Origin of the sequence: Pseudomonas sp. FP597 (assembly GCF_030687435.1) — a bacterium.
Taxonomy (GTDB): Bacteria; Pseudomonadota; Gammaproteobacteria; order Pseudomonadales; family Pseudomonadaceae; genus Aquipseudomonas; species Aquipseudomonas lactucae.
Genome location: NZ_CP117432.1, coordinates 2,998,407 through 3,016,199, shown reverse-complemented (window position 1 = coordinate 3,016,199; position 17,793 = coordinate 2,998,407). Strand labels below are relative to the sequence as shown.

The following is a 17,793-nucleotide window of genomic DNA, read 5'->3' as shown; positions in this document are numbered from 1 at the left end:
CACTTAACCAACTAATTAGAAGCAAGGAGAAACACCATGAAACCTCAAATGGCCCTGAAACCAATGGTTTTCGCGCTCGCCGCACTCATGGCTGCCGCAGCTCAAGCGGGTGGTGGCTGGCACCCTGCGCCTCAACCTACCGGCACCATCGCGGCCGTGGTGACGGATGTACAAAACAGCGCGGTCAACAAGTTCGACGACACCAAAACCGAAAACAACGCCTCGGCCGATGGCTCGGTGAACAGCAACAACGGTAACGTTGGGGTCAACGTTCAAGCCGGCAGTGGCAACCAGGCTGACAACTCTGCCGCCATCTCCAGCGCCAAAGGCGATGCCGCCACCGTATTCGGTGTGGTCGATGTGAATCAAAACAGCGTGCTGAGCAGCTTCAGCAACAAAGGCACGCAAAACAACGCTTCGCTGGATAACTCGGTTAACGGTAACTCCGGCAACGTGGGTTATAACGGCCAGGCCGGTCAAGGCAACCAGGGTAAAAACAACCTGGCGATCGTGACCGCAGACGGCAAAAACATCGCTGCGGCCGCCAACACCGAACAAAACTCCCTGGGCAACAGCTACCTCAGCACTGCAGCCAGCAGCCACGGTTATGGCCATGGCGGCAACGCTCAGTACGTGTCCAACAACGCCAGCCTCGACAACTCGGTCAACCGCAACTCCGGCAACGTGGGTGTGAACCTGCAGTCCGGCTCGGGCAACCAAGGCAGCAACAGCCTGGCGATCGGTCAAGGTTGCACCGTCTGCGCCAGCGGCGTGCGCTTCTGATCCAACGGGGCCTTGGCAACAAGGCCCTTTTTTATTCCCTTTTTTTTAAATCAGTGTCCAGCAGGTCATACGATCATGCGCCTCGCAACCCTCACCCTCCTGTTGTTGCTCACCGGCCCCGCGTGGGCAGGCACCATGGCGATCTCCGCCATGCCTGGCGGTGCGGTGATTTTCAAGAAGGTCGAGAGTATTCGTGAACGCCGGTTCGCCAACCTGGTGGAACAGAAAACCGATTTCAGCTGCGGTGCCGCGGCACTCGCCACCATCCTGCGCCAAGCCTACTGGCTGGACGTCGACGAAGATCACATCATCAAAGGCATGCTGGTCACCGCCGACCAGGACCTGGTGCGTACCCAGGGTTTTTCCATGCTGGACATGAAGCGCTACCTCGAAAGCATCGGCATGCGCGCCCGGGGCTACAAAATCGCGCCAGACACCCTGGTGACCGTGAAAATCCCCGTGGTGGTACTCCTGGAAATTCGTGGCTACAAGCACTTCGTGGTGCTACAGCGCGCCGACAAGGACTGGGTCTATATCGGCGACCCCGTGCTGGGCCACAAGCGCTATTCCCACGACGACTTCGTCAAGGGCTGGAATGGCATCGTCTTCGCCGTACTCGGTGAAGGTTACGACAAGGCCAATGTCTTGCTCGACCCACCCACGCCGCTGACCGCCAAGAACCAGTTGAATGAGTTCCGGCCCGTAGGCGATGCCGAGCTGATGGATTTCGGTTTCATCCAGAGCGACTTCTTCTAAAAGAAGCGCAATAAGGGGCAGGACGCTCCAGGAGCAGAAGATGAACACTTCCCGTTGGCTGACGGTCATGTGTCTGGCAGCCTCGATGCCCGCTTACGCTTCATCGGCATTCAAACCGATCGAACTCAAGGATGCGGAAATGGCCGACCTGCGCGGCCGTTATGTGATGCCGGGGCGGATCATCAGCTTCGGTATTGTGATGAGCAGTACCTGGACCAATGCCGTGGGTGACACTCTCACCGGCAAGGCCAGCATGCAGGTCGACGCGTCGACCATCACGCCGCAATTCTATGTGCAAACCACTGGCTCGACCGGCAATGGGACGAACCCGAACACCGGCACCGGCAACGTTACCGGCGGCGCTGGCCTGGGCAGTGGCCAGGGCGTGACACAAAGCGTGCGTGCCGCCGGTGACGGCAACACTGCCTACAACAACGTGGGGATCACCGTCGAGAACGGCCTGGCCCCCGCCAACCTGGTGCAATCGGGGCAAGTGCTGGTGGCCGGCGGCACAGTGACCGGCGACAGCGCGGCCGGCCGTGTCAGCGTGTCGGCCAATAACGGCGGCTTGCAGATGGCGATCCAGGCCAACCACAACCAGGGCAACAGCCTGCAACAGATCGGTGGCGGCAACGTGCTGCAAGGCACGGTGCTGACCGGCAACACCAACTTCGTCAACAACATGACCCAGCTCAACGTGGTAATGAACAATAACGGTTTGAACAACGGCGCATTGAACTGCAACCTCGATCAACTCAAAGCCCTACGCACCCTCGGTTATTGAACTACGCTGAGCCTCGACACTTACGCATTAGAAAAGGACGGCTTATTTCATGCATCGATCGTTATCGCTTCGCGCGGTGGTCTGTTTAAGTACGCTCTTGCCTGCATCCGTTCTGTATGCCGCGCCAGATACCGATATCGAAACACTCAAACAGGAACTCCTGGAACTCAAGCAGCGCTACGAAGTACAGCAAAAAGCCCTGGCGGTGCTGGAACAACGGGTGCGCCAGGTCGAGGACCAACCGGCGACACCGGCGCCCAAGCGCCTGGCCAAATCCCCGGCAGACTTTCAAAAAGCCAGCGGCACCACCGTCGCCGGTACGGGCGCGGCGGCTGCATCCGGTGGCGCGGGCGGTGGCGGCAGTTCCTACGGCCAGTCGCTCAAGGATGACTCGGCCCCCGCGCAAAGCGTGAGCAACCTCTATAACGAAGCCAGCGGCTTTTTCGGCAACGGCAGATTCAGCTTTGAAACCGGCGTGACTTATGCACGCTACGATGCTCGCCAGCTGACCCTCAACGGCTTCCTGGCACTGGACTCGATCTTCCTCGGCAACATCAACCTGGACCGGATCAAGTCCGACAACTGGACCCTCGACCTCACCGGCCGCTACAACCTCGATAACCGCTGGCAGTTCGACGTGAACGTGCCCGTGGTCTATCGCGAATCCACCTACCAGTCGGCCGGCGCCGGCAACAGCAGCGCCGCAACGTCGGAACAGTCGGTGACTCGCGACCCGACCATCGGCGACGTCAACTTCGGCGTGGCGTACAAGTTCCTCGACGAAACCCCATCCCTTCCGGATGCCGTGGTGTCGGTGCGGGTCAAGGCGCCAACCGGCAAAGAGCCTTTTGGTATCAAGCTGATCGGCTCGCCCACCAACGACAACCTGTTCGTGCCGGAAAGCCTGCCGACAGGCAACGGGGTCTGGTCGATCACACCCGGCATCTCGCTGGTCAAGACCTTCGACCCGGCAGTGCTGTTCGGTTCGTTGTCCTATACCCACAACTTCGAAGACTCGTTCAGCGACATCAGCAGCGACGTCAACCAGAAGGTCGGCGGCAAGGTCAGCCTGGGCGACAGCTTCCAGTTCGGCGTCGGGGTGGCCTTCGCCCTCAACGAAAAAATGAGCATGTCGTTCTCGGTGTCCGACCTGGTGCAACGCAAGAGCCGGCTCAAGCCTGACGGCGGGGACTGGCAATCGGTGGTCTCCAGCGATGCCAACGCCGGTTACTTCAACGTGGGGATGACCATTGCGGCCTCGGACAACCTCACCATCGTGCCGAACCTGGCGATCGGCATGACCGACGATGCGCCGGACTTTACGTTCAGCCTGAAATTCCCGTACTACTTCTGACCGAATCGCAGGCGATTACCACAACGCAAAAGCCCCGCAACGATAAGGGTCGTTGCGGGGCTTTTCGGTTTACCCGCCCTAGCGGATCTGGTGTTTGTGCAGCAACCGGTAGAACGTCGGCCGGGAAATGCCCAGCACACGGGCCGCGACACTCAGGTTGTCGCTGTGCCGGTTGAGCACATCGCACAACGCCTGGCGTTCGGCGCGGTGCTTGTAGTCTTCCAATGTCGCCATGGGCGGCGAACCTGCCTGTTCGGTCACCAATCCCAGATCAACGGCTTCGATCTGGCGCCCTTCGGCAAGCACCAGGCCCCGGCGTACGCGGTTGGCCAGCTCGCGCACATTGCCAGGCCACGGGTGCTGCCCCATGGCGACCAACGCGTTTTCACTGAAACTGCGGGGGCGACGACCGGTTTCCTGACTGTAGAACCGCGAAAAATGGTTGGCCAGCATGACCACGTCGCCATGCCGCTCGCGCAACGGCGCCGTGACGACTTGCAGCACATTGAGCCGGTAGTACAAATCTTCGCGAAAGCGCCCCTTGGCGACCGCGGCTTCGAGGTCGACGTGAGTGGCCGCCAGCACGCGCACATCCACCGGGATGGGCTGGGTGCCACCGACCCGTTCAATGTGCTTTTCCTGGAGAAAACGCAGCAGATTGGCCTGCAACTCCATCGGCAGATCGCCAATTTCATCGAGGAACAGGGTACCGCCATGGGCGGCTTCGATACGCCCGACCTTGCGCTGGTGGGCGCCGGTAAATGCACCCTTTTCATGGCCGAACAATTCGGACTGGATCAGATGTTCAGGGATCGCCCCGCAGTTGATCGCGACAAACGGTTTTGCATGACGCTGTGACTGACGATGCAAGGTCTTGGCGACCAGTTCCTTGCCGGTGCCGCTGTCGCCCCGGATCAATACCGGTGACTCCGTAGGCGCCAGCTTGGACAGCAACTTGCGCAGCTCACGGATCGGTCGACTGTCGCCCAGCAGTTCATGGCCTTCGTCCACCGGGGTATGGCCCTTGCCGCGCAGGCGCGCCATGCCGAAGGCGCGCCCCAGGGTGACCTGCACGCGGGCAACGTCAAACGGCAAGGTGTGGAAGTCGAAAAACCATTCGCAGACGAAGTCACCGACATTCTGCAAGCGCAGGACGTCTTGACTGAGCACGGCGATCCACTCGGTGCCGCTGCGGCCAATCAGTTCCTTGACGGCTTCGGGTCGTTCCAGGTGATAGGGCTGCAGGCGCAGCAGGCCGATATCACAGGAACGTTCACCCACCGCTTCCAATGCACAGCTGTCTACCTCCCACCCGGCGGTGCGCAAACCAGGCAATAACCCATGGCAATCGTCACAGGGGTCGACCACAAGCAAGCGACGCGCAGGTGTAGCAAGCATGATCATTCCTTGGCGCCAGAATTTTAAAGTTATTAAGAAACAACGGTTTGTTACGCCTGGCGCTAACACTAGCAAGATCTTGACGCTCGCCTTGTACCGTTTTGCTATAAGTGCGGGCAAAAAGCCACTTTTGCGGGTTTGCGGCACGGAAGTGATGCATCGCGCCAATGTTCATCGCGCTTTCAAAACAGCCACTTACATGATGTCAGTCAGGGAAAGTTAAAAATATGTGTTCTAACATGTGACCCGTACCCGGCCATCGTGCATCAGTACAAGTAACCCACCGCACGGTCAGCCCAACCGCCGGTACTCACTTGAATGGGCATTTAGAGAGAGACCCACATGAACGCCCCGCTCCGCATCAACGAAGCTCTTTTGATCGCAGACCGTGCTTTCCGACCCTTTCAGTGCGTGGCCTGGCACGATGGCAACGGCGCCCTCAGCCTGAGCGTCATCGACCGGACCAATAACCGTATCGGCAGTAAACAACTGTCATCGAACACTTATACCGACCCGGCGCAGTTGGAAAACCTGCTGTTGCAGGCCCGCGCCGAACTCGACAAAGATGGCTACCGTTTACAGTCCTGGGCTATGCCGAAGTAAGTTGATGCCAACTTGCGATGACTGCACAACAGTCATCGCACGTTAAGCCGTATAACGTTAAGGCGCTTATCGGTTCAGGTACTTATCGCGCCGCGAGAATAAACCGCTCGAGCGCTTCGGCCGCGCCATCCTCGACATTGCTGCCGGTGACCACATTGGCCTGGCGCTTGACGGTTTCTTCGGCCTGGCCCATGGCAATCGATAAGCCGGCCACGTGAAACATCGCCGGGTCATTGCCACCATCGCCCATGGCAGCCGTCTGCTCCAGCGGCACGCCGAGGTGCGCTGCCAGGGTTTTCAGGGCCTCGCCTTTATTGGCCAGCATCGCGGTCACATCCAGATAAACCGGTTGCGAACGCGACACCTGGGCCAGCCCCTGCACCTTGGGCTGCAATTGCGCTTCCAGCTCTACCAGCAATTGCGTGTTGTTGCTGGCGGCGACGATCTTGTCGACCCGGTCCAGGTAAGGCTCGAAACTCTCCACCACCACCGGCCCATACCCCAGGCCGTCGGCTTCGCGCTGAACCATCGGGCCAGGCGGATCGCGCCGCAGCCAGTCGCCGTCGGCGAATACCCACACCTCCACGTCCGGCTCGGCCGAAAACAGCGCCAGGGTTATCAGCGCCGCCTCCGCCGGCAGGTGATGGGCAACCAGGATGCTGCCATCGGGGTTGATCAGCGTGCCGCCGTTGAAACCCGCCACCGGCACGTCGATGCCGAATGTCTCGATCAAATGCAACATCGCCTTGGGCGGGCGCCCGCTGGCCAGGCTGAAAAACACCCCGGCCTCGCGCAGAGCGCGAACTGCGTCCACCGTACGCTGGCTGAAGCTGTGATCGGGATGCAGCAAGGTGCCGTCAACGTCACTCAAGATAAAACGGATGGGATGGATCGTGGCATCACTCATCCGAGGCTGTGCCAGGTGCGGCCATCACGGGCAAGCAACGCATCGGCCGCCGCCGGGCCATCTTCACCGGCCTTATAGGTCTGAATGCCATCGTCTTCCTTCCACGCGTCAAGGAATGGCTGCACCGCACGCCAGCCATTCTCGATGTTGTCGGCACGCTGGAACAAGGTCTGGTCGCCGGTCATGCAGTCGTAGATCAGGGTTTCGTACCCGGTCGATGGCTGCATTTCGAAAAAGTCCTTGTAGGCAAACCCCAACTGGATGTTGGCCATGTCCAGGGTCGGCCCGGGCTTTTTCGCCAGCAGGTCGAACCACATGCCTTCATTGGGCTGGATCTGGATCTTCAGGTAGGTGGGCTTGAGTTCGTCCACCTCGGTGTCGCGAAACTGTGCGTAAGGCGCCGGTTTGAAGCAAATCACGATTTCGGTGTCGCGCACGCTCATGCGCTTGCCGGTGCGCAGGTAAAACGGCACGCCGACCCAGCGCCAGTTGTCGATCATCACCTTGAGGGCGACGAACGTCTCGGTGCTGCTGTCGGGCGCAACGTTGGCTTCTTGGCGATAGCCCGGCATCGGCTTGCCCCCGATTTCGCCGGCGGTGTACTGGCCACGTACCGAGTTGGCCCGCGCATCTTCCAAGGACCAGGGGCGTACCGCGCCGATCACCTTGGCCTTTTCGCCACGCACTGCATCGGCACCGAATGCCGCCGGCGGCTCCATGGCCACCATGGCAAGCAACTGGAACAGGTGGTTGGGCACCATGTCGCGCAGAGTGCCGGTTTTTTCGAAGAAATTGCCCCGGGTTTCCACGCCGACGGTTTCGGCGGCGGTGATCTGCACATGGTCGATGTAGTGGTTGTTCCAGAACGCCTCGAACAGCACGTTGGAGAAACGGCTGATGAGGATGTTCTGCACCGTTTCCTTGCCCAGGTAATGGTCGATGCGATAGATCTGCTTCTCGCTCATCACCTTGAGCAGGCAGGCGTTCAACGCTTCGGCGGTGGCCAGGTCGGAACCGAACGGCTTTTCGATCACCACACGGCGGAAAGCGTCGTCGGTTTCCGTCAATAGACCGGCACTGCCCAGGCGCTGCACCACATCACTGAAGAAGCGCGGCGCGGTGGCGAGGTAGAACACCGCGTTACCGGTGCCGCTGTCGGCGATCTTCTTGCCGATGTCGGCGTAGGTGCTGTCGTCGAGAAAGTCGCCCTCGACATAGCTGATGCCCTTGGCCAGCTGTGCCCACAATGCCGGGTCCAGCGCGTTGTCCGCACTGCCCCTGACTTTGCTCGCCGCCTCGGTGCGGATGAAATCCTCGAGCTTCTTGGCGAAGTCGGCATCGCTGATGGCGTTGTGATCCACGCCGACAATGCGCAGGCCGTCACCCAGCAGCCCGTCGCGGCTGAGGTTGTACAGCGCCGGCATCAGCAGGCGCTTGACCAGGTCACCATGGGCGCCAAACAGAAACAGTGTGGTGGGTGGAGCCGGTTCGGCCTGGGTTTTCTTGCCGTTGGCGGTCATTTTTTGGAAGTCTCCACATGTCCGCCAAAGCCGAAGCGCATGGCAGACAGCATTTTGTCACCGTAGGTGCTCTGCTGGCGCGAGCGGAAACGGGCGAACAACGACGTGGACAGCACCGGCACCGGCACCGCCTGTTCCATGGCGGCCTCGATGGTCCAGCGGCCTTCGCCACTGTCGGCCACGGAACCGGAGTAACCGTCGAGTTTCGGATCGGTGGCCAGCGCATCGGCGGTGAGGTCCAACAGCCAGGACGAGACCACGCTGCCACGGCGCCATACTTCGGCAATGTCGGCGACGTTCAAGTCGAAGCGCTGATCTTCAGGCAGGTTTTCCGAGTTCTTGGTCTTGAGGATGTCAAACCCTTCGGCAAACGCCTGCATCATCCCGTACTCGATGCCGTTGTGGATCATCTTGACGAAATGCCCGGCACCCGCGGGGCCTGCGTGGATGTAGCCCTGCTCGGCACGCGGGTCGGCGCTGGCGGAACGGTCCTTGGTGCGCGGAATGCTGCCCAGGCCCGGGGCCAGGCTTTTGAAGATCGGGTCAAGGCGCTGTACGGTTTCGGTGTCGCCACCGATCATCATGCAATAGCCACGTTCCAGGCCCCAGACGCCGCCGGAGGTACCGACATCAACATAGTGCAGGCCCTTCTCGGCCAGTGCCTTGCCGCGCCGCACATCGTCCTTGTAGTTGGTGTTACCGCCGTCGATGATCACATCACCGTCTTCCAGCAGTTCACTCAACTCATTAATGGTGTTTTCGGTCGGGTCGCCAGCGGGCAGCATGACCCACACGGCACGTGGCTGTTGCAGTCCGGCAACGAGCGCCTTCAAGTCTGCAACACCGGTGGCGCCCTCCTCGCTGAGGTTTTTGACAAATGCTTCGTTACGGTCGTAAACAACGGTGGTATGCCCATTGAGCATCAGGCGCCGTGCAATATTCCCGCCCATGCGGCCTAGTCCGATAATCCCCAGTTGCATGTGCTGATGCTCCTAACTGCTAAAAAATGTGTGACGTAGTTTATAGCGCAATGAGGCTAATGAGGGTTAGTCAGGGGCAGAACCTTGTAGTTTCATGACAAAAAAGTTGCCATCGTTTCACCATCACTGCGCCGAAAGTCACACGACCACCAAAAATAAAAAAGTTCCATTGCCGTGAAAAAGAATTCAGAATCGCCCTGACTGCTGCCGAGAACCTCGACTCAAGCGTTCTGGCACACCGCGACACACCGCCTATTTGCGAGGCAAGCAATGAATACAGCACAGATGACCCGTCCTCCACAGACCCTCTACGTCTCTATCCGTCGCGATGAGTTGCGCCAGTTGAAAGACGAACGCGATCAACTGCAGCAGGAGGTCATGCGCCTGCGTGCCCATATCATTCAAGCCCAACTCGATCAGCCCGCTGGCGCCCAGCCTGCGCTCTGCTGAGCCCGGTCATCGCTTTGTAAGATAAAGGCTACAAAAATCTCACAAAGTTTTCACACGCCATTCTCGATACTCCCGCCCCCAAGGGCCATCCCATGCAAGGGTGGCCTCTGTTGCGTGCAGCCCTGCGCGTCGACTGAAAAATTATCGGGTTGGAGCGCTGGATGGCGATGTTCGAACGCAGCACTAAGTCTGCGAAAGGCTTTGATTGGGCCGGTCTTGGCTGGCTATTCGTGTTTTTCTGGTACTTCTCGGGTATTACCCAACTGCTGATCCAACTCAGCGGCACGTCCGGCTTCAGCGGTTTTCGCCAAGCCTTCTTCATGAGCGCACTGTGGCTCGCCCCCCTGCTGATATTCCCACGCCGTACGCGCCTGCTGTCCGCCTTGATCGGCGTGGTGTTGTGGGCCTGTTCCATGGCCAGCCTGGGTTATTTCTTTATCTACCAGCAGGAATTTTCCCAAAGCGTCATCTTCATCATGTTCGAGTCGAACATCTCCGAGGCCGGCGAATATGCCACCCAGTACTTCGCCTGGTGGATCGTGCTGGCGTTCATCGCCCACACCGCCGTAGCGATTTTCCTGTGGACCCGCGTGCGCCCGGTGTACCTGCCGCGCGGACAGGCACTCGTGGCCGCGACCGTGATCGTGGTGGCGATCGTCGGCTACCCGCTGGTCAAGCAGATCGCCCGCAGCGACACCCTGGACGACGCAATTGACCGCTTCGAATCGCGCATCGAGCCAGCCGTGCCGTGGCAGATGATCGTCGCCTACCACCGCTACACTGAACAACTGGACAACATGCAAGGCATGCTCGACAGCGCCAGCCAGATCCCACCCTTGACCAACCTCAAGGACACCACGGCCGGCCAGCCTTCGACCCTGGTGCTGGTGATCGGCGAGTCCACCAACCGCCAACGCATGAGCCTCTACGGTTACCCGCGCAACACCACGCCTGAACTGGATAAGCTGCGCGACCAATTGGCGGTATTCGATAACGTCATCACGCCCCGCCCCTACACCATCGAAGCATTGCAACAGGTGCTGACGTTCGCCGACGAGGAGAACCCCGACCTGTACCTCAAGACGCCGTCGATTGTCAGCGTGATGAAGCAAGCCGGGTACAAGACCTACTGGATCACCAACCAGCAGACCATGACCAAGCGCAACACCATGCTCACGACTTTTTCCGAACAGGCCGACGAGCAGGTGTACCTGAACAACAACCGCAACCAGAACGCCCGTCAATACGACGGCGACGTGCTGGCGCCGTTCTCCAAGGCCCTGGCCGACCCGGCCGAACGCAAGTTCATCGTGGTGCACCTGCTCGGCACGCACATGAGTTACCAGTACCGCTACCCACCGAGCTTTGACAAATTTACCGACCGCCAGGGCGTGCCCGACGGCGTCAGCGATGATCAACTGCCCACCTATAACAGCTACGACAATGCCGTGCTGTACAACGATTTCGTGGTGTCCAGCCTGATCAAGGACTACGCCAAGACCGACCCCAACGGTTTCCTGCTGTACCTCTCGGACCACGGCGAAGACGTCTACGACTCGGCCGGCCACGCCACCCTGGGGCGTAACGAAGGCAAACCGACGGCGCCGATGTACACGATCCCGTTCATGGCCTATGCCTCGCCGAAATGGCGCGAAAACCACGACTGGAGTTTTGCCGGTGACCTGCAACGACCCTACAGTAGCTCGCAGTTGATCCACACCTGGGCCGATCTGGCCGGGCTGAGTTTCAACGAGCTGGACCGCAGCAAAAGCCTGGTCAGCGATAGCTTTCAGGCGCGACCGCTGCTGATCGGCAACCCTTATTTGCGCCAGCAGAAAGCCTTGATTGACTTCAGCCTGATCAAGCCGAAGAAGGCCAGCCCGGCAGATGTGGTGCTCCAGGAAAAACCAGCCCAGTAACACAACGACGACAAGGTGTCCTGGGTTTGAACCTCAGCGTGTATTAAAGCGTCCCGGGTTCTGTCCCCTCTCTCCCACTGGAAGTTATAAAAGCGAAGAGTCCAACGTTAACGAAATTGTTAACGTTGGAAGTTTCTCGGGTTAATTCCCACTTAATAAGATCGCGCCACTATGGCCCACAAATCTGCTCAAGGACCGAACGGACGACGATCACACTTAATGAGAAACCTCGATGAAACTCTCGACTTTAATGCTTGCCAGCCTGATGACCCTGACCTCCGCCGCCGCGTTTGCAGAAGGCGGCTCGGAGCGTTCCAAGCAGTTCTACAATGACTTCGCCTTCTCGCAACAACAAATCCACGGCTCGGAACAACAGACCGCGTTGGCCGACGGCAAGAACCCGAAAACCGAAACGGCCGATCAGCAACAACCCAAGAGTTAATTTAACGCTGAGTTAATACTTGTTTAATCCGCAACACCCTCACGCCATTCCGCTCCTTTGGCCAAGGTTTACGGGCGCCATTTAATGGCGCCCTTTTTTAATTGTTATTTATCCAGCGGTTTATGCCAGAACAACATGCGTCCATAGGCCGGATCAAACTTCGAATCATCAAACCCAAACTTGCGATAGGCTGACTGCGCCACGGCATTACCTTCGAGCACCTCCAGGGTAATTTTGCAGCAGCCGCGCTGCCGGGCAATTTCCTCGACCTTGTGCAGCATTTTCTGGCTCAGCCCCAGGCCACGGAACGGCGCCATCACCGCCACGTCATGGATATTGACCAAGGGGCGACAGGCAAAAGTGGAAAACCCTTCAAAGCAATTCACCAGCCCCGCCGGTTCACCGCCGACAAACGCCAGCACACTGAACGCATGAGGTCGCTTGGCCAGTTCGGCCGGCAGTTGCGCCAACAGATCGGCGGACAGGCTGTGACCGCCGCCCATCGGGTCTTCGGCGTAATGGTTGAGCACACGACTAATCGCCTGGGCGTGTACCGGGTTGGTGTAGCTGGCTTGCAGCACCAGGATATCTGGGGTTTCCATTGCCTTCCTCAATCACGACAACAAGGGAATCGGCTCCCTTTGAGGGGCTTGATTGTAAGCGTGTGGACGGCGCCAGTTGAAGGAGATTAACGACAAATATCTGCGTGAACACGGGAAGGTTCTGCCGATAAAAAAGCCCAGGCCGCCCATCTCGGTGTTTTTTTCGTACAGCAATCAACCGAAACGCTGCAATTGCATTTCCCGCAGGCGGCTGAGGGTGCGGCGAAAGGGAAACGCCAGGTAGCCCTCGGTATAAAGGTTTTCCAACGCGACCTGCGCCTCGATGAACAAGGGCACCTTGCGGTCATAGCACTCGTCCACCAAGGCAATGAACCGACGCACACTGTCGTCGTGCACCGACAATTGCGGCAGTTCACGATCACCGGCCGCCACACGCTGCACCGCATCTTCAGTGCCACGGGCAATCCGACCGGGACGCTGTTGCGCGCTCAAGTTGGGCACTTCACCCAGCGCAATCGCCTTGAAGCGATCACACAGCAGCATGAAATCCATCGCCGCCAAGGGTTGCTCGCACAAGTCGGCGTAACGGCACCAGAGCACAGTGTCGCTGGACTGCACGGCGTCGATGCGACGATGACCCACGACGATCGGGCCGCTGTTTATGCCCTGCCCTTGAGCCAGTTGTGCGAAGACCCTGGCCAGCGCGTCGGGCTGGTTCACCCAATAGCGCTGCAGGCCAACGCCTGGGTGCAAGCGATGGTCCTCGCCACCGTCCACCGCCACCACCTGCATATGCTGCTTGATGGCGGCGATACCGGGCAAAAATCGCTCACGGTTGAAACCCTCGGCATACAACTGGTCCGGCGGCTGGTTGGAGGTGCAGACCATTACCACGCCTTCCGCGAACATCACTTGGAACAGGCGGCCGAGAATGATCGCATCGCCGATGTCATTGACGAACAATTCGTCGAAACACAGCACCCGCACTTGCTGGCTCAGTTCCCGTGCCAGGGCCTGCAAAGGGTCGGGGGTGCCGGTCAATTGGAACAAGCGCTGATGCACCCAGCCCATGAAGTGATGAAAATGCTGGCGCCGCGCAGGCACCCGCAAGCTTTGGTGGAACTGGTCCATCAACCAGGTTTTGCCACGGCCCACCGGGCCCCACAGGTAAACCCCGGTGAGCGGCGCATGCCCTTGATGCAAGGCCTGATGACAGGCTTGCAGAGCATCCACCGCCCGGCGCTGGGCATCGTCGGCGACGAAACCCTGTTGAGCGATAGCGTGTTGATAGGCAGCGAGGGGCGAGTCGAAAGTCATGCCCGCGATTATGACCTACAGCGAGATATCCAGCCGTGAAATCTTACCCTGTTCGTTGAGGCGAAACGTGTAGCGCAGCTCCAGCGGGCTACCGGGGAAATTGCCGGAGACCACGTTGCTGACCAACACCTTGCCGGTACGATGCTGCACGTTGAGCACCTCGACCCGCGGCTGGTAGCGCCGCGCGGTGTCTTCCATCCAGCGCGCGATGGCGGCGGTGCCGACCTGATGCTCGCCTTCATCGAACACATTGGCGTCATCGGCAAAACACTGGGCGACCGCCGAGGTGTCGCGGGTATTGGTCGCCGCGAGATAGGCCGCGATGGCGGGAGCCAATTCGGGAAGGGACATGGCACAACTCCTTGTTGGTGATCTGTGATGCCATGCTAAGCCAAGGGTGTGTCAGTTTTTGTCAGGAGTGAACGGCACGGATTCGTTGCGCTCCATCAGCTTGCGCCAGGCCCGCAGCCAGTCGCTGCGTCGCCCCGGATACCGCTCGCCCCGGACTTGCGCGCTCGCCACACGGTCGGTGCGAAAGGTGCGATAGGCGCCGCGTAGCTCACACCACGCCACGATCACCCGCACTTCATTGAGAAAGCCCAGGGCCAGCGGCCAGATCAGGCGCTGGCTCTGGACCTGGCTGGCATCCGCGTAATCGATATGCAGCTTGGCCTGATTGCGAATAGCCTCGCGAAACACATTGAGCGGCACGCGGTTTTCCGGATAGCCGAAACCGGGCGGGCCGGGCAGTAACGTCGGGTTGCGCAAGGCCTCCTGGGCGGCTGGGTCAAGGACGTCGGCAATCTTGGCCAACGCATTGGCCGCCGCGCGACTGAGCACCTCGTCCCCACGCTGGTCCACATACCGCAAGCCCAGCACCACGGCCTCGGTTTCCTCGGCGTTGAGCATCAAGGGTGGCAAAAACAGGCCATTGCGCAACACGTAGCCGACTCCGGCCTCCCCGAAAATCGGCGCCCCCAGGGCGGTCAACTCGGCAATGTCCCGGTACAGCGTACGCTCGGACACCTCCAACTGCGCCGCCAGCACGGCAGCCGTAACAGGCCGTTTTTTACCCCGCAGGGCCTGCAACAAGGTCAGTAGACGAGTAGTACGCGACACGTTGATCCCGCCGAAAAACGAAAAGTGCCGCAGTTTAGCAAAGGACCCTGTCAGGAAATGTCAGTAGCAAGGTGGGCCTTTCGGTTATTCAAAGCTCTTGCGCCGTTGTTCTGGTTCTGGCTTTTGATCTTGATCTCAGGCGCCCCGTCAAACACGCTGGCCGAACGCAGGCTTGAATCCGTGGTGAGGAAGCAAGCTCCCTCGCCACAGGTTCAAGTGCGTTTACCCATGCTTACGCCAGGCTCTTGCTGACCACCTCGAACACATCGCTCGACAGCCCACCGGAGGCCAGGATGCGCTCCAGCTCGGCCTTCATCAGCGCCTGCCGTGCGCTGTCGTATTTACGCCAGCGCGTCAGCGGCGCCAATTGGCGCGACGCGATCTGCGGGTTGAAGCCATTGAGCTGGATCACCAGGTCGGCCAGGAAGCGATAGCCCGAGCCGTCGGCCGCATGGAAGTTGATCAGGTTCTGCCCGGCAAACGCGCCGATCAGGGCACGCACCTTGTTCGGGTTCTTGAGGTTGAACGCCGGGTGCTCCATCAACGCCTGCACACGCGCCAGGCCACCCGGCAAGGTGCTGGCGGCCTGCACGCTGAACCACTGGTCCATGACCAGCGGGTTGTCCTTGAAGTTCTCGGCGAACACCGCCAGGGCCTTGGCCTTTTCCGCTTCGAACGGTGAGTTCACCAGCACGGCCAGCGCGGTCAGGCGTTCGGTCATGTTGTCGCTGGTGTCGAACTGGTCCAGCGTCGCCGCCAACACTTCTGGCTTGCCGCTGAGCATCAGGTACGACAGCGCAATGTTCTGCAACGCACGCCGGGCAAAATGCTCCGCAGCAGCGACATACGGCGTCTGCCTGGACAGCTCACGATTGGCTTGATAACGCAGCCACAGGCCTTCGAAGAGCTGGTCGGCCAGCTGCATGCGGGCAAATTCGCGAGCGGCGTGGATGGCGTCAACGTCAGCCACGTCGCTGATTTCCGTCAGGTAGGCTTCACCAGGCAGCGAGAGCATTTCGGCGACCATGGCCTGGTCCAGGCTTTCGTCGCTCAACACCGTGCGCAGCGCCTCGACCAGGCGCTGGTCCAGCTTCAGCGGTTGACCCGCCTGATGCTGGCCAATGAGTTCCTGCAACACTTGCACCGACAGTTGCTGGCCGGCATCCCAGCGGTTAAAGCCATCGCTGTCGTGCTGCATCAGGAACATCAGCTGATCGCGGCTGTAGGGAAAGCTCAGTTTCACCGGTGCCGAGAAGCCGCGCAGCAGCGAAGGCAGCGGCTGTTCAGCGATATCGACAAAAGTGAAGGTCTGCTCGGCCTCGGTCACCGAAATCACCCGCGAGGTAGCGCCCGCCGCTGCCTCACCGGTCAGGCGCAGCGCAATGCCCGCGCCTTTGCCGTCCAGCAGGCCCAGTTCGACCGGAATCACGAACGGCAGTTTTTCCACCTTGTCAGGGGTTTCGGGGCAGCTCTGGCGGAAGGTCAGGCTGTAGGTTTTTGCCGTGGCGTCGTAGGACTCGCTCACTGCCAGACGTGGGGTACCGGCCTGGCTGTACCAGCGTTTGAACTGGCTGAGGTCAGCCCCATTGGCGTCTTCCATGGCCTTGATGAAATCGTCGCAGGTCACGGCCTGGCCGTCATGGCGTTCGAAGTACAGGTCGCTGCCTTTACGGAAGCCTTCGGCGCCGAGCAAGGTGTGGATCATGCCGACCACTTCCGAGCCCTTTTCGTACACGGTCAGGGTGTAGAAGTTGGAGATTTCGATAAAGCTGTCCGGGCGCACGGCGTGGGCCATGGGGCCGGCGTCTTCGGCGAACTGGTGGGTACGCAGATAAGCCACGTCCTGGATACGCTTGACCGTGGCCGAGTTCATGTCGGCCGAGAAGCCCGAATCACGGAACACGGTAAAGCCTTCCTTGAGCGACAGCTGGAACCAGTCGCGGCAGGTCACGCGGTTGCCCGACCAGTTGTGGAAGTATTCGTGAGCCACAATCGCCTCGACGCGCTGGTGCGCGGCGTCGGTAGCGGTTTCGGCGCGGGCCAGCACGGCGCTGGAGTTGAAGATATTGAGGCCCTTGTTCTCCATGGCACCCATGTTGAAGTCGTTGACCGCGACGATCATGAAGATGTCCAGGTCGTACTCGCGGCCATAGGTTTCTTCGTCCCAGCGCATGGACTTCTTCAGGCTGGTCATGGCGTGCTGGCACTTGTCGATGTTTTCCGGCTCGACGTAGATGCGCAGCGCCACTTCACGCTGGGTCATGGTGGTGAAACTGTCTTCGACGCACCACAGATCACCGGCTACCAACGCAAACAGGTAGGCCGGCTTCTTGAACGGGTCTTCCCAGGTCGCCCAGTGGCGGCCGTCTTCGCCGGGGCCGCTGGCGATCGGGTTGCCGTTGGACAGCAGCACCGGGTAGCGGTGCTGCTCGGCGATCACCGTGGTGGTGAAGGTGCTCATGACGTCCGGGCGGTCGAGGTAATAGGTGATCTTGCGAAAGCCCTCGGCCTCGCACTGGGTGCAGAACATGCTGCCGGACTTATACAGGCCTTCCAGCGCGGTGTTGCTTTCCGGGTGGATCTTGACCGTGGTGTCGAGGGTAAACGTGGCGCTGTTTGGGTGCACGGTCAGGTGGCTGTCGGTCAACTGATAGTCAGCGTCGGTCAATTGCTGATCGGCCAGGTTCACGCTCAACAGTTCCAGTTGCTGGCCATCGAGCACCAGCGGCGGCAAACCGGCGCCACGCTCGGGGTTACGGCGCATCACCAGCTGCGCGTGGACCAGGCTGTGGTCCTCGAACAACTCGAAGGTCAGGTGCGTCTCGTCGATCAGGTAGTCCGGCGCCTGATAGTCCTTCAAGTAAATCATCTTCGGTTGTTCGGTGCGCATGCTTGCAA

General features: G+C 59.9%; 18 protein-coding genes. 9 read left to right on the top strand and 9 right to left on the bottom strand.

The window, feature by feature from the left end; all coding sequences use genetic code 11:
* The first annotated feature begins 36 nt into the window (after positions 1 to 36).
* The 4 genes from PSH66_RS14065 (at position 37) to PSH66_RS14050 (ending at position 3,677) form a co-directional block, all read left to right on the top strand.
* A complete protein-coding gene (locus tag PSH66_RS14065) occupies positions 37 to 783 on the top strand; it encodes a hypothetical protein (RefSeq protein ID WP_003173628.1) in 747 nt (248 codons plus the stop codon).
* Between the two features lie 75 nt (positions 784 to 858).
* Complete coding sequence (locus PSH66_RS14060; RefSeq protein ID WP_305429410.1) at positions 859 to 1,539, top strand: C39 family peptidase; 681 nt, start codon at positions 859 to 861, stop codon at positions 1,537 to 1,539.
* Between the two features lie 40 nt (positions 1,540 to 1,579).
* Positions 1,580 to 2,323, top strand: a complete 744-nt coding sequence (locus PSH66_RS14055; protein ID WP_078732962.1) for a hypothetical protein — start codon at positions 1,580 to 1,582, stop codon at positions 2,321 to 2,323.
* 49 nt (positions 2,324 to 2,372) lie between these two features.
* Positions 2,373 to 3,677 carry a hypothetical protein gene (locus tag PSH66_RS14050; protein ID WP_003173625.1) on the top strand — a complete coding sequence of 435 codons (1,305 nt, stop codon included), beginning with the start codon at positions 2,373 to 2,375 and terminating at the stop codon, positions 3,675 to 3,677.
* Between the two features lie 78 nt (positions 3,678 to 3,755).
* Here the strand turns inward: PSH66_RS14050 and PSH66_RS14045 are convergent, their stop codons facing one another.
* Positions 3,756 to 5,075, bottom strand: coding sequence for a sigma-54 dependent transcriptional regulator (locus PSH66_RS14045; protein WP_003173624.1), 1,320 nt, complete (start codon positions 5,073 to 5,075; stop codon positions 3,756 to 3,758).
* Between PSH66_RS14045 and PSH66_RS14040 the strand changes: the two genes are divergently transcribed.
* Both PSH66_RS14040 and PSH66_RS14035 read left to right on the top strand, forming a co-directional pair.
* Positions 5,074 to 5,298 (top strand): hypothetical protein, encoded by a 225-nt coding sequence (locus PSH66_RS14040; protein WP_042944593.1) that lies wholly within the window; start codon positions 5,074 to 5,076, stop codon positions 5,296 to 5,298. The genes PSH66_RS14045 and PSH66_RS14040 overlap by 2 nt on opposite strands.
* Before the next feature lie 119 nt (positions 5,299 to 5,417).
* Positions 5,418 to 5,678 carry a hypothetical protein gene (locus PSH66_RS14035; protein ID WP_305429408.1) on the top strand — a complete coding sequence of 87 codons (261 nt, stop codon included), beginning with the start codon at positions 5,418 to 5,420 and terminating at the stop codon, positions 5,676 to 5,678.
* Positions 5,679 to 5,760: 82 nt separating this feature from the next.
* Here the strand turns inward: PSH66_RS14035 and PSH66_RS14030 are convergent, their stop codons facing one another.
* From PSH66_RS14030 to gnd, 3 genes are read right to left on the bottom strand one after another with little or no spacing between them, the layout of a single operon-like run.
* Positions 5,761 to 6,585 carry an HAD family hydrolase gene (locus PSH66_RS14030; protein WP_141065047.1) on the bottom strand — a complete coding sequence of 275 codons (825 nt, stop codon included), beginning with the start codon at positions 6,583 to 6,585 and terminating at the stop codon, positions 5,761 to 5,763.
* Positions 6,582 to 8,105 (bottom strand): glucose-6-phosphate dehydrogenase, encoded by a 1,524-nt coding sequence (gene zwf / locus PSH66_RS14025; protein WP_003173620.1) that lies wholly within the window; start codon positions 8,103 to 8,105, stop codon positions 6,582 to 6,584. Before zwf ends, PSH66_RS14030 begins: the two co-directional genes overlap by 4 nt.
* Positions 8,102 to 9,085 carry a phosphogluconate dehydrogenase (NAD(+)-dependent, decarboxylating) gene (gene gnd / locus PSH66_RS14020; protein WP_003173619.1) on the bottom strand — a complete coding sequence of 328 codons (984 nt, stop codon included), beginning with the start codon at positions 9,083 to 9,085 and terminating at the stop codon, positions 8,102 to 8,104. Before gnd ends, zwf begins: the two co-directional genes overlap by 4 nt.
* A gap of 285 nt (positions 9,086 to 9,370) precedes the next feature.
* Between gnd and PSH66_RS14015 the strand changes: the two genes are divergently transcribed.
* The 3 genes from PSH66_RS14015 (at position 9,371) to PSH66_RS14005 (ending at position 11,896) form a co-directional block, all read left to right on the top strand.
* A complete protein-coding gene (locus tag PSH66_RS14015; RefSeq protein ID WP_198140477.1) occupies positions 9,371 to 9,535 on the top strand; it encodes a DUF6026 family protein in 165 nt (54 codons plus the stop codon).
* Between the two features lie 161 nt (positions 9,536 to 9,696).
* Positions 9,697 to 11,454 carry a phosphoethanolamine transferase CptA gene (locus tag PSH66_RS14010; RefSeq protein WP_305429407.1) on the top strand — a complete coding sequence of 586 codons (1,758 nt, stop codon included), beginning with the start codon at positions 9,697 to 9,699 and terminating at the stop codon, positions 11,452 to 11,454.
* A 232-nt stretch (positions 11,455 to 11,686) separates the two neighbouring features.
* Positions 11,687 to 11,896, top strand: coding sequence for a hypothetical protein (locus PSH66_RS14005; RefSeq protein ID WP_003173616.1), 210 nt, complete (start codon positions 11,687 to 11,689; stop codon positions 11,894 to 11,896).
* 104 nt (positions 11,897 to 12,000) lie between these two features.
* Here the strand turns inward: PSH66_RS14005 and PSH66_RS14000 are convergent, their stop codons facing one another.
* From PSH66_RS14000 to pepN, 5 genes are all read right to left on the bottom strand, one after another.
* Positions 12,001 to 12,498 (bottom strand): GNAT family N-acetyltransferase, encoded by a 498-nt coding sequence (locus PSH66_RS14000; protein ID WP_003173615.1) that lies wholly within the window; start codon positions 12,496 to 12,498, stop codon positions 12,001 to 12,003.
* Positions 12,499 to 12,672: 174 nt separating this feature from the next.
* Complete coding sequence (gene zapE / locus PSH66_RS13995; protein WP_003173614.1) at positions 12,673 to 13,776, bottom strand: cell division protein ZapE; 1,104 nt, start codon at positions 13,774 to 13,776, stop codon at positions 12,673 to 12,675.
* Positions 13,777 to 13,791: 15 nt separating this feature from the next.
* Complete coding sequence (locus tag PSH66_RS13990) at positions 13,792 to 14,127, bottom strand: nuclear transport factor 2 family protein (protein ID WP_003173613.1); 336 nt, start codon at positions 14,125 to 14,127, stop codon at positions 13,792 to 13,794.
* A 51-nt stretch (positions 14,128 to 14,178) separates the two neighbouring features.
* Positions 14,179 to 14,895 carry a YafY family protein gene (locus PSH66_RS13985; RefSeq protein WP_003173612.1) on the bottom strand — a complete coding sequence of 239 codons (717 nt, stop codon included), beginning with the start codon at positions 14,893 to 14,895 and terminating at the stop codon, positions 14,179 to 14,181.
* Positions 14,896 to 15,127: 232 nt separating this feature from the next.
* Positions 15,128 to 17,785, bottom strand: a complete 2,658-nt coding sequence (gene pepN, locus PSH66_RS13980) for an aminopeptidase N (protein WP_305429405.1) — start codon at positions 17,783 to 17,785, stop codon at positions 15,128 to 15,130.
* Positions 17,786 to 17,793: the final 8 nt, after the last annotated feature.

Excerpts from the sequence above, each read along its gene's own strand:
- PSH66_RS14040 (WP_042944593.1), top strand. The coding sequence starts at position 5,074 with ATGATCATTCCTTGGCGCCAGAATTTTAAAGTTATTAAGAAACAACGG.
- PSH66_RS14050 (WP_003173625.1), top strand. The coding sequence starts at position 2,373 with ATGCATCGATCGTTATCGCTTCGCGCGGTGGTCTGTTTAAGTACGCTC.
- zwf (WP_003173620.1), bottom strand. The coding sequence starts at position 8,105 with ATGACCGCCAACGGCAAGAAAACCCAGGCCGAACCGGCTCCACCCACC.
- PSH66_RS14055 (WP_078732962.1), top strand. The coding sequence starts at position 1,580 with ATGAACACTTCCCGTTGGCTGACGGTCATGTGTCTGGCAGCCTCGATG.
- gnd (WP_003173619.1), bottom strand. The coding sequence starts at position 9,085 with ATGCAACTGGGGATTATCGGACTAGGCCGCATGGGCGGGAATATTGCA.
- zapE (WP_003173614.1), bottom strand. The coding sequence starts at position 13,776 with ATGACTTTCGACTCGCCCCTCGCTGCCTATCAACACGCTATCGCTCAA.
- PSH66_RS14045 (WP_003173624.1), bottom strand. The coding sequence starts at position 5,075 with ATGCTTGCTACACCTGCGCGTCGCTTGCTTGTGGTCGACCCCTGTGAC.
- PSH66_RS14065 (WP_003173628.1), top strand. The coding sequence starts at position 37 with ATGAAACCTCAAATGGCCCTGAAACCAATGGTTTTCGCGCTCGCCGCA.
- PSH66_RS14005 (WP_003173616.1), top strand. The coding sequence starts at position 11,687 with ATGAAACTCTCGACTTTAATGCTTGCCAGCCTGATGACCCTGACCTCC.
- PSH66_RS14015 (WP_198140477.1), top strand. The coding sequence starts at position 9,371 with ATGACCCGTCCTCCACAGACCCTCTACGTCTCTATCCGTCGCGATGAG.
- PSH66_RS14010 (WP_305429407.1), top strand. The coding sequence starts at position 9,697 with ATGGCGATGTTCGAACGCAGCACTAAGTCTGCGAAAGGCTTTGATTGG.
- PSH66_RS13990 (WP_003173613.1), bottom strand. The coding sequence starts at position 14,127 with ATGTCCCTTCCCGAATTGGCTCCCGCCATCGCGGCCTATCTCGCGGCG.
- PSH66_RS14060 (WP_305429410.1), top strand. The coding sequence starts at position 859 with ATGCGCCTCGCAACCCTCACCCTCCTGTTGTTGCTCACCGGCCCCGCG.
- PSH66_RS14035 (WP_305429408.1), top strand. The coding sequence starts at position 5,418 with ATGAACGCCCCGCTCCGCATCAACGAAGCTCTTTTGATCGCAGACCGT.
- PSH66_RS14000 (WP_003173615.1), bottom strand. The coding sequence starts at position 12,498 with ATGGAAACCCCAGATATCCTGGTGCTGCAAGCCAGCTACACCAACCCG.
- pepN (WP_305429405.1), bottom strand. The coding sequence starts at position 17,785 with ATGCGCACCGAACAACCGAAGATGATTTACTTGAAGGACTATCAGGCG.
- PSH66_RS14030 (WP_141065047.1), bottom strand. The coding sequence starts at position 6,585 with ATGAGTGATGCCACGATCCATCCCATCCGTTTTATCTTGAGTGACGTT.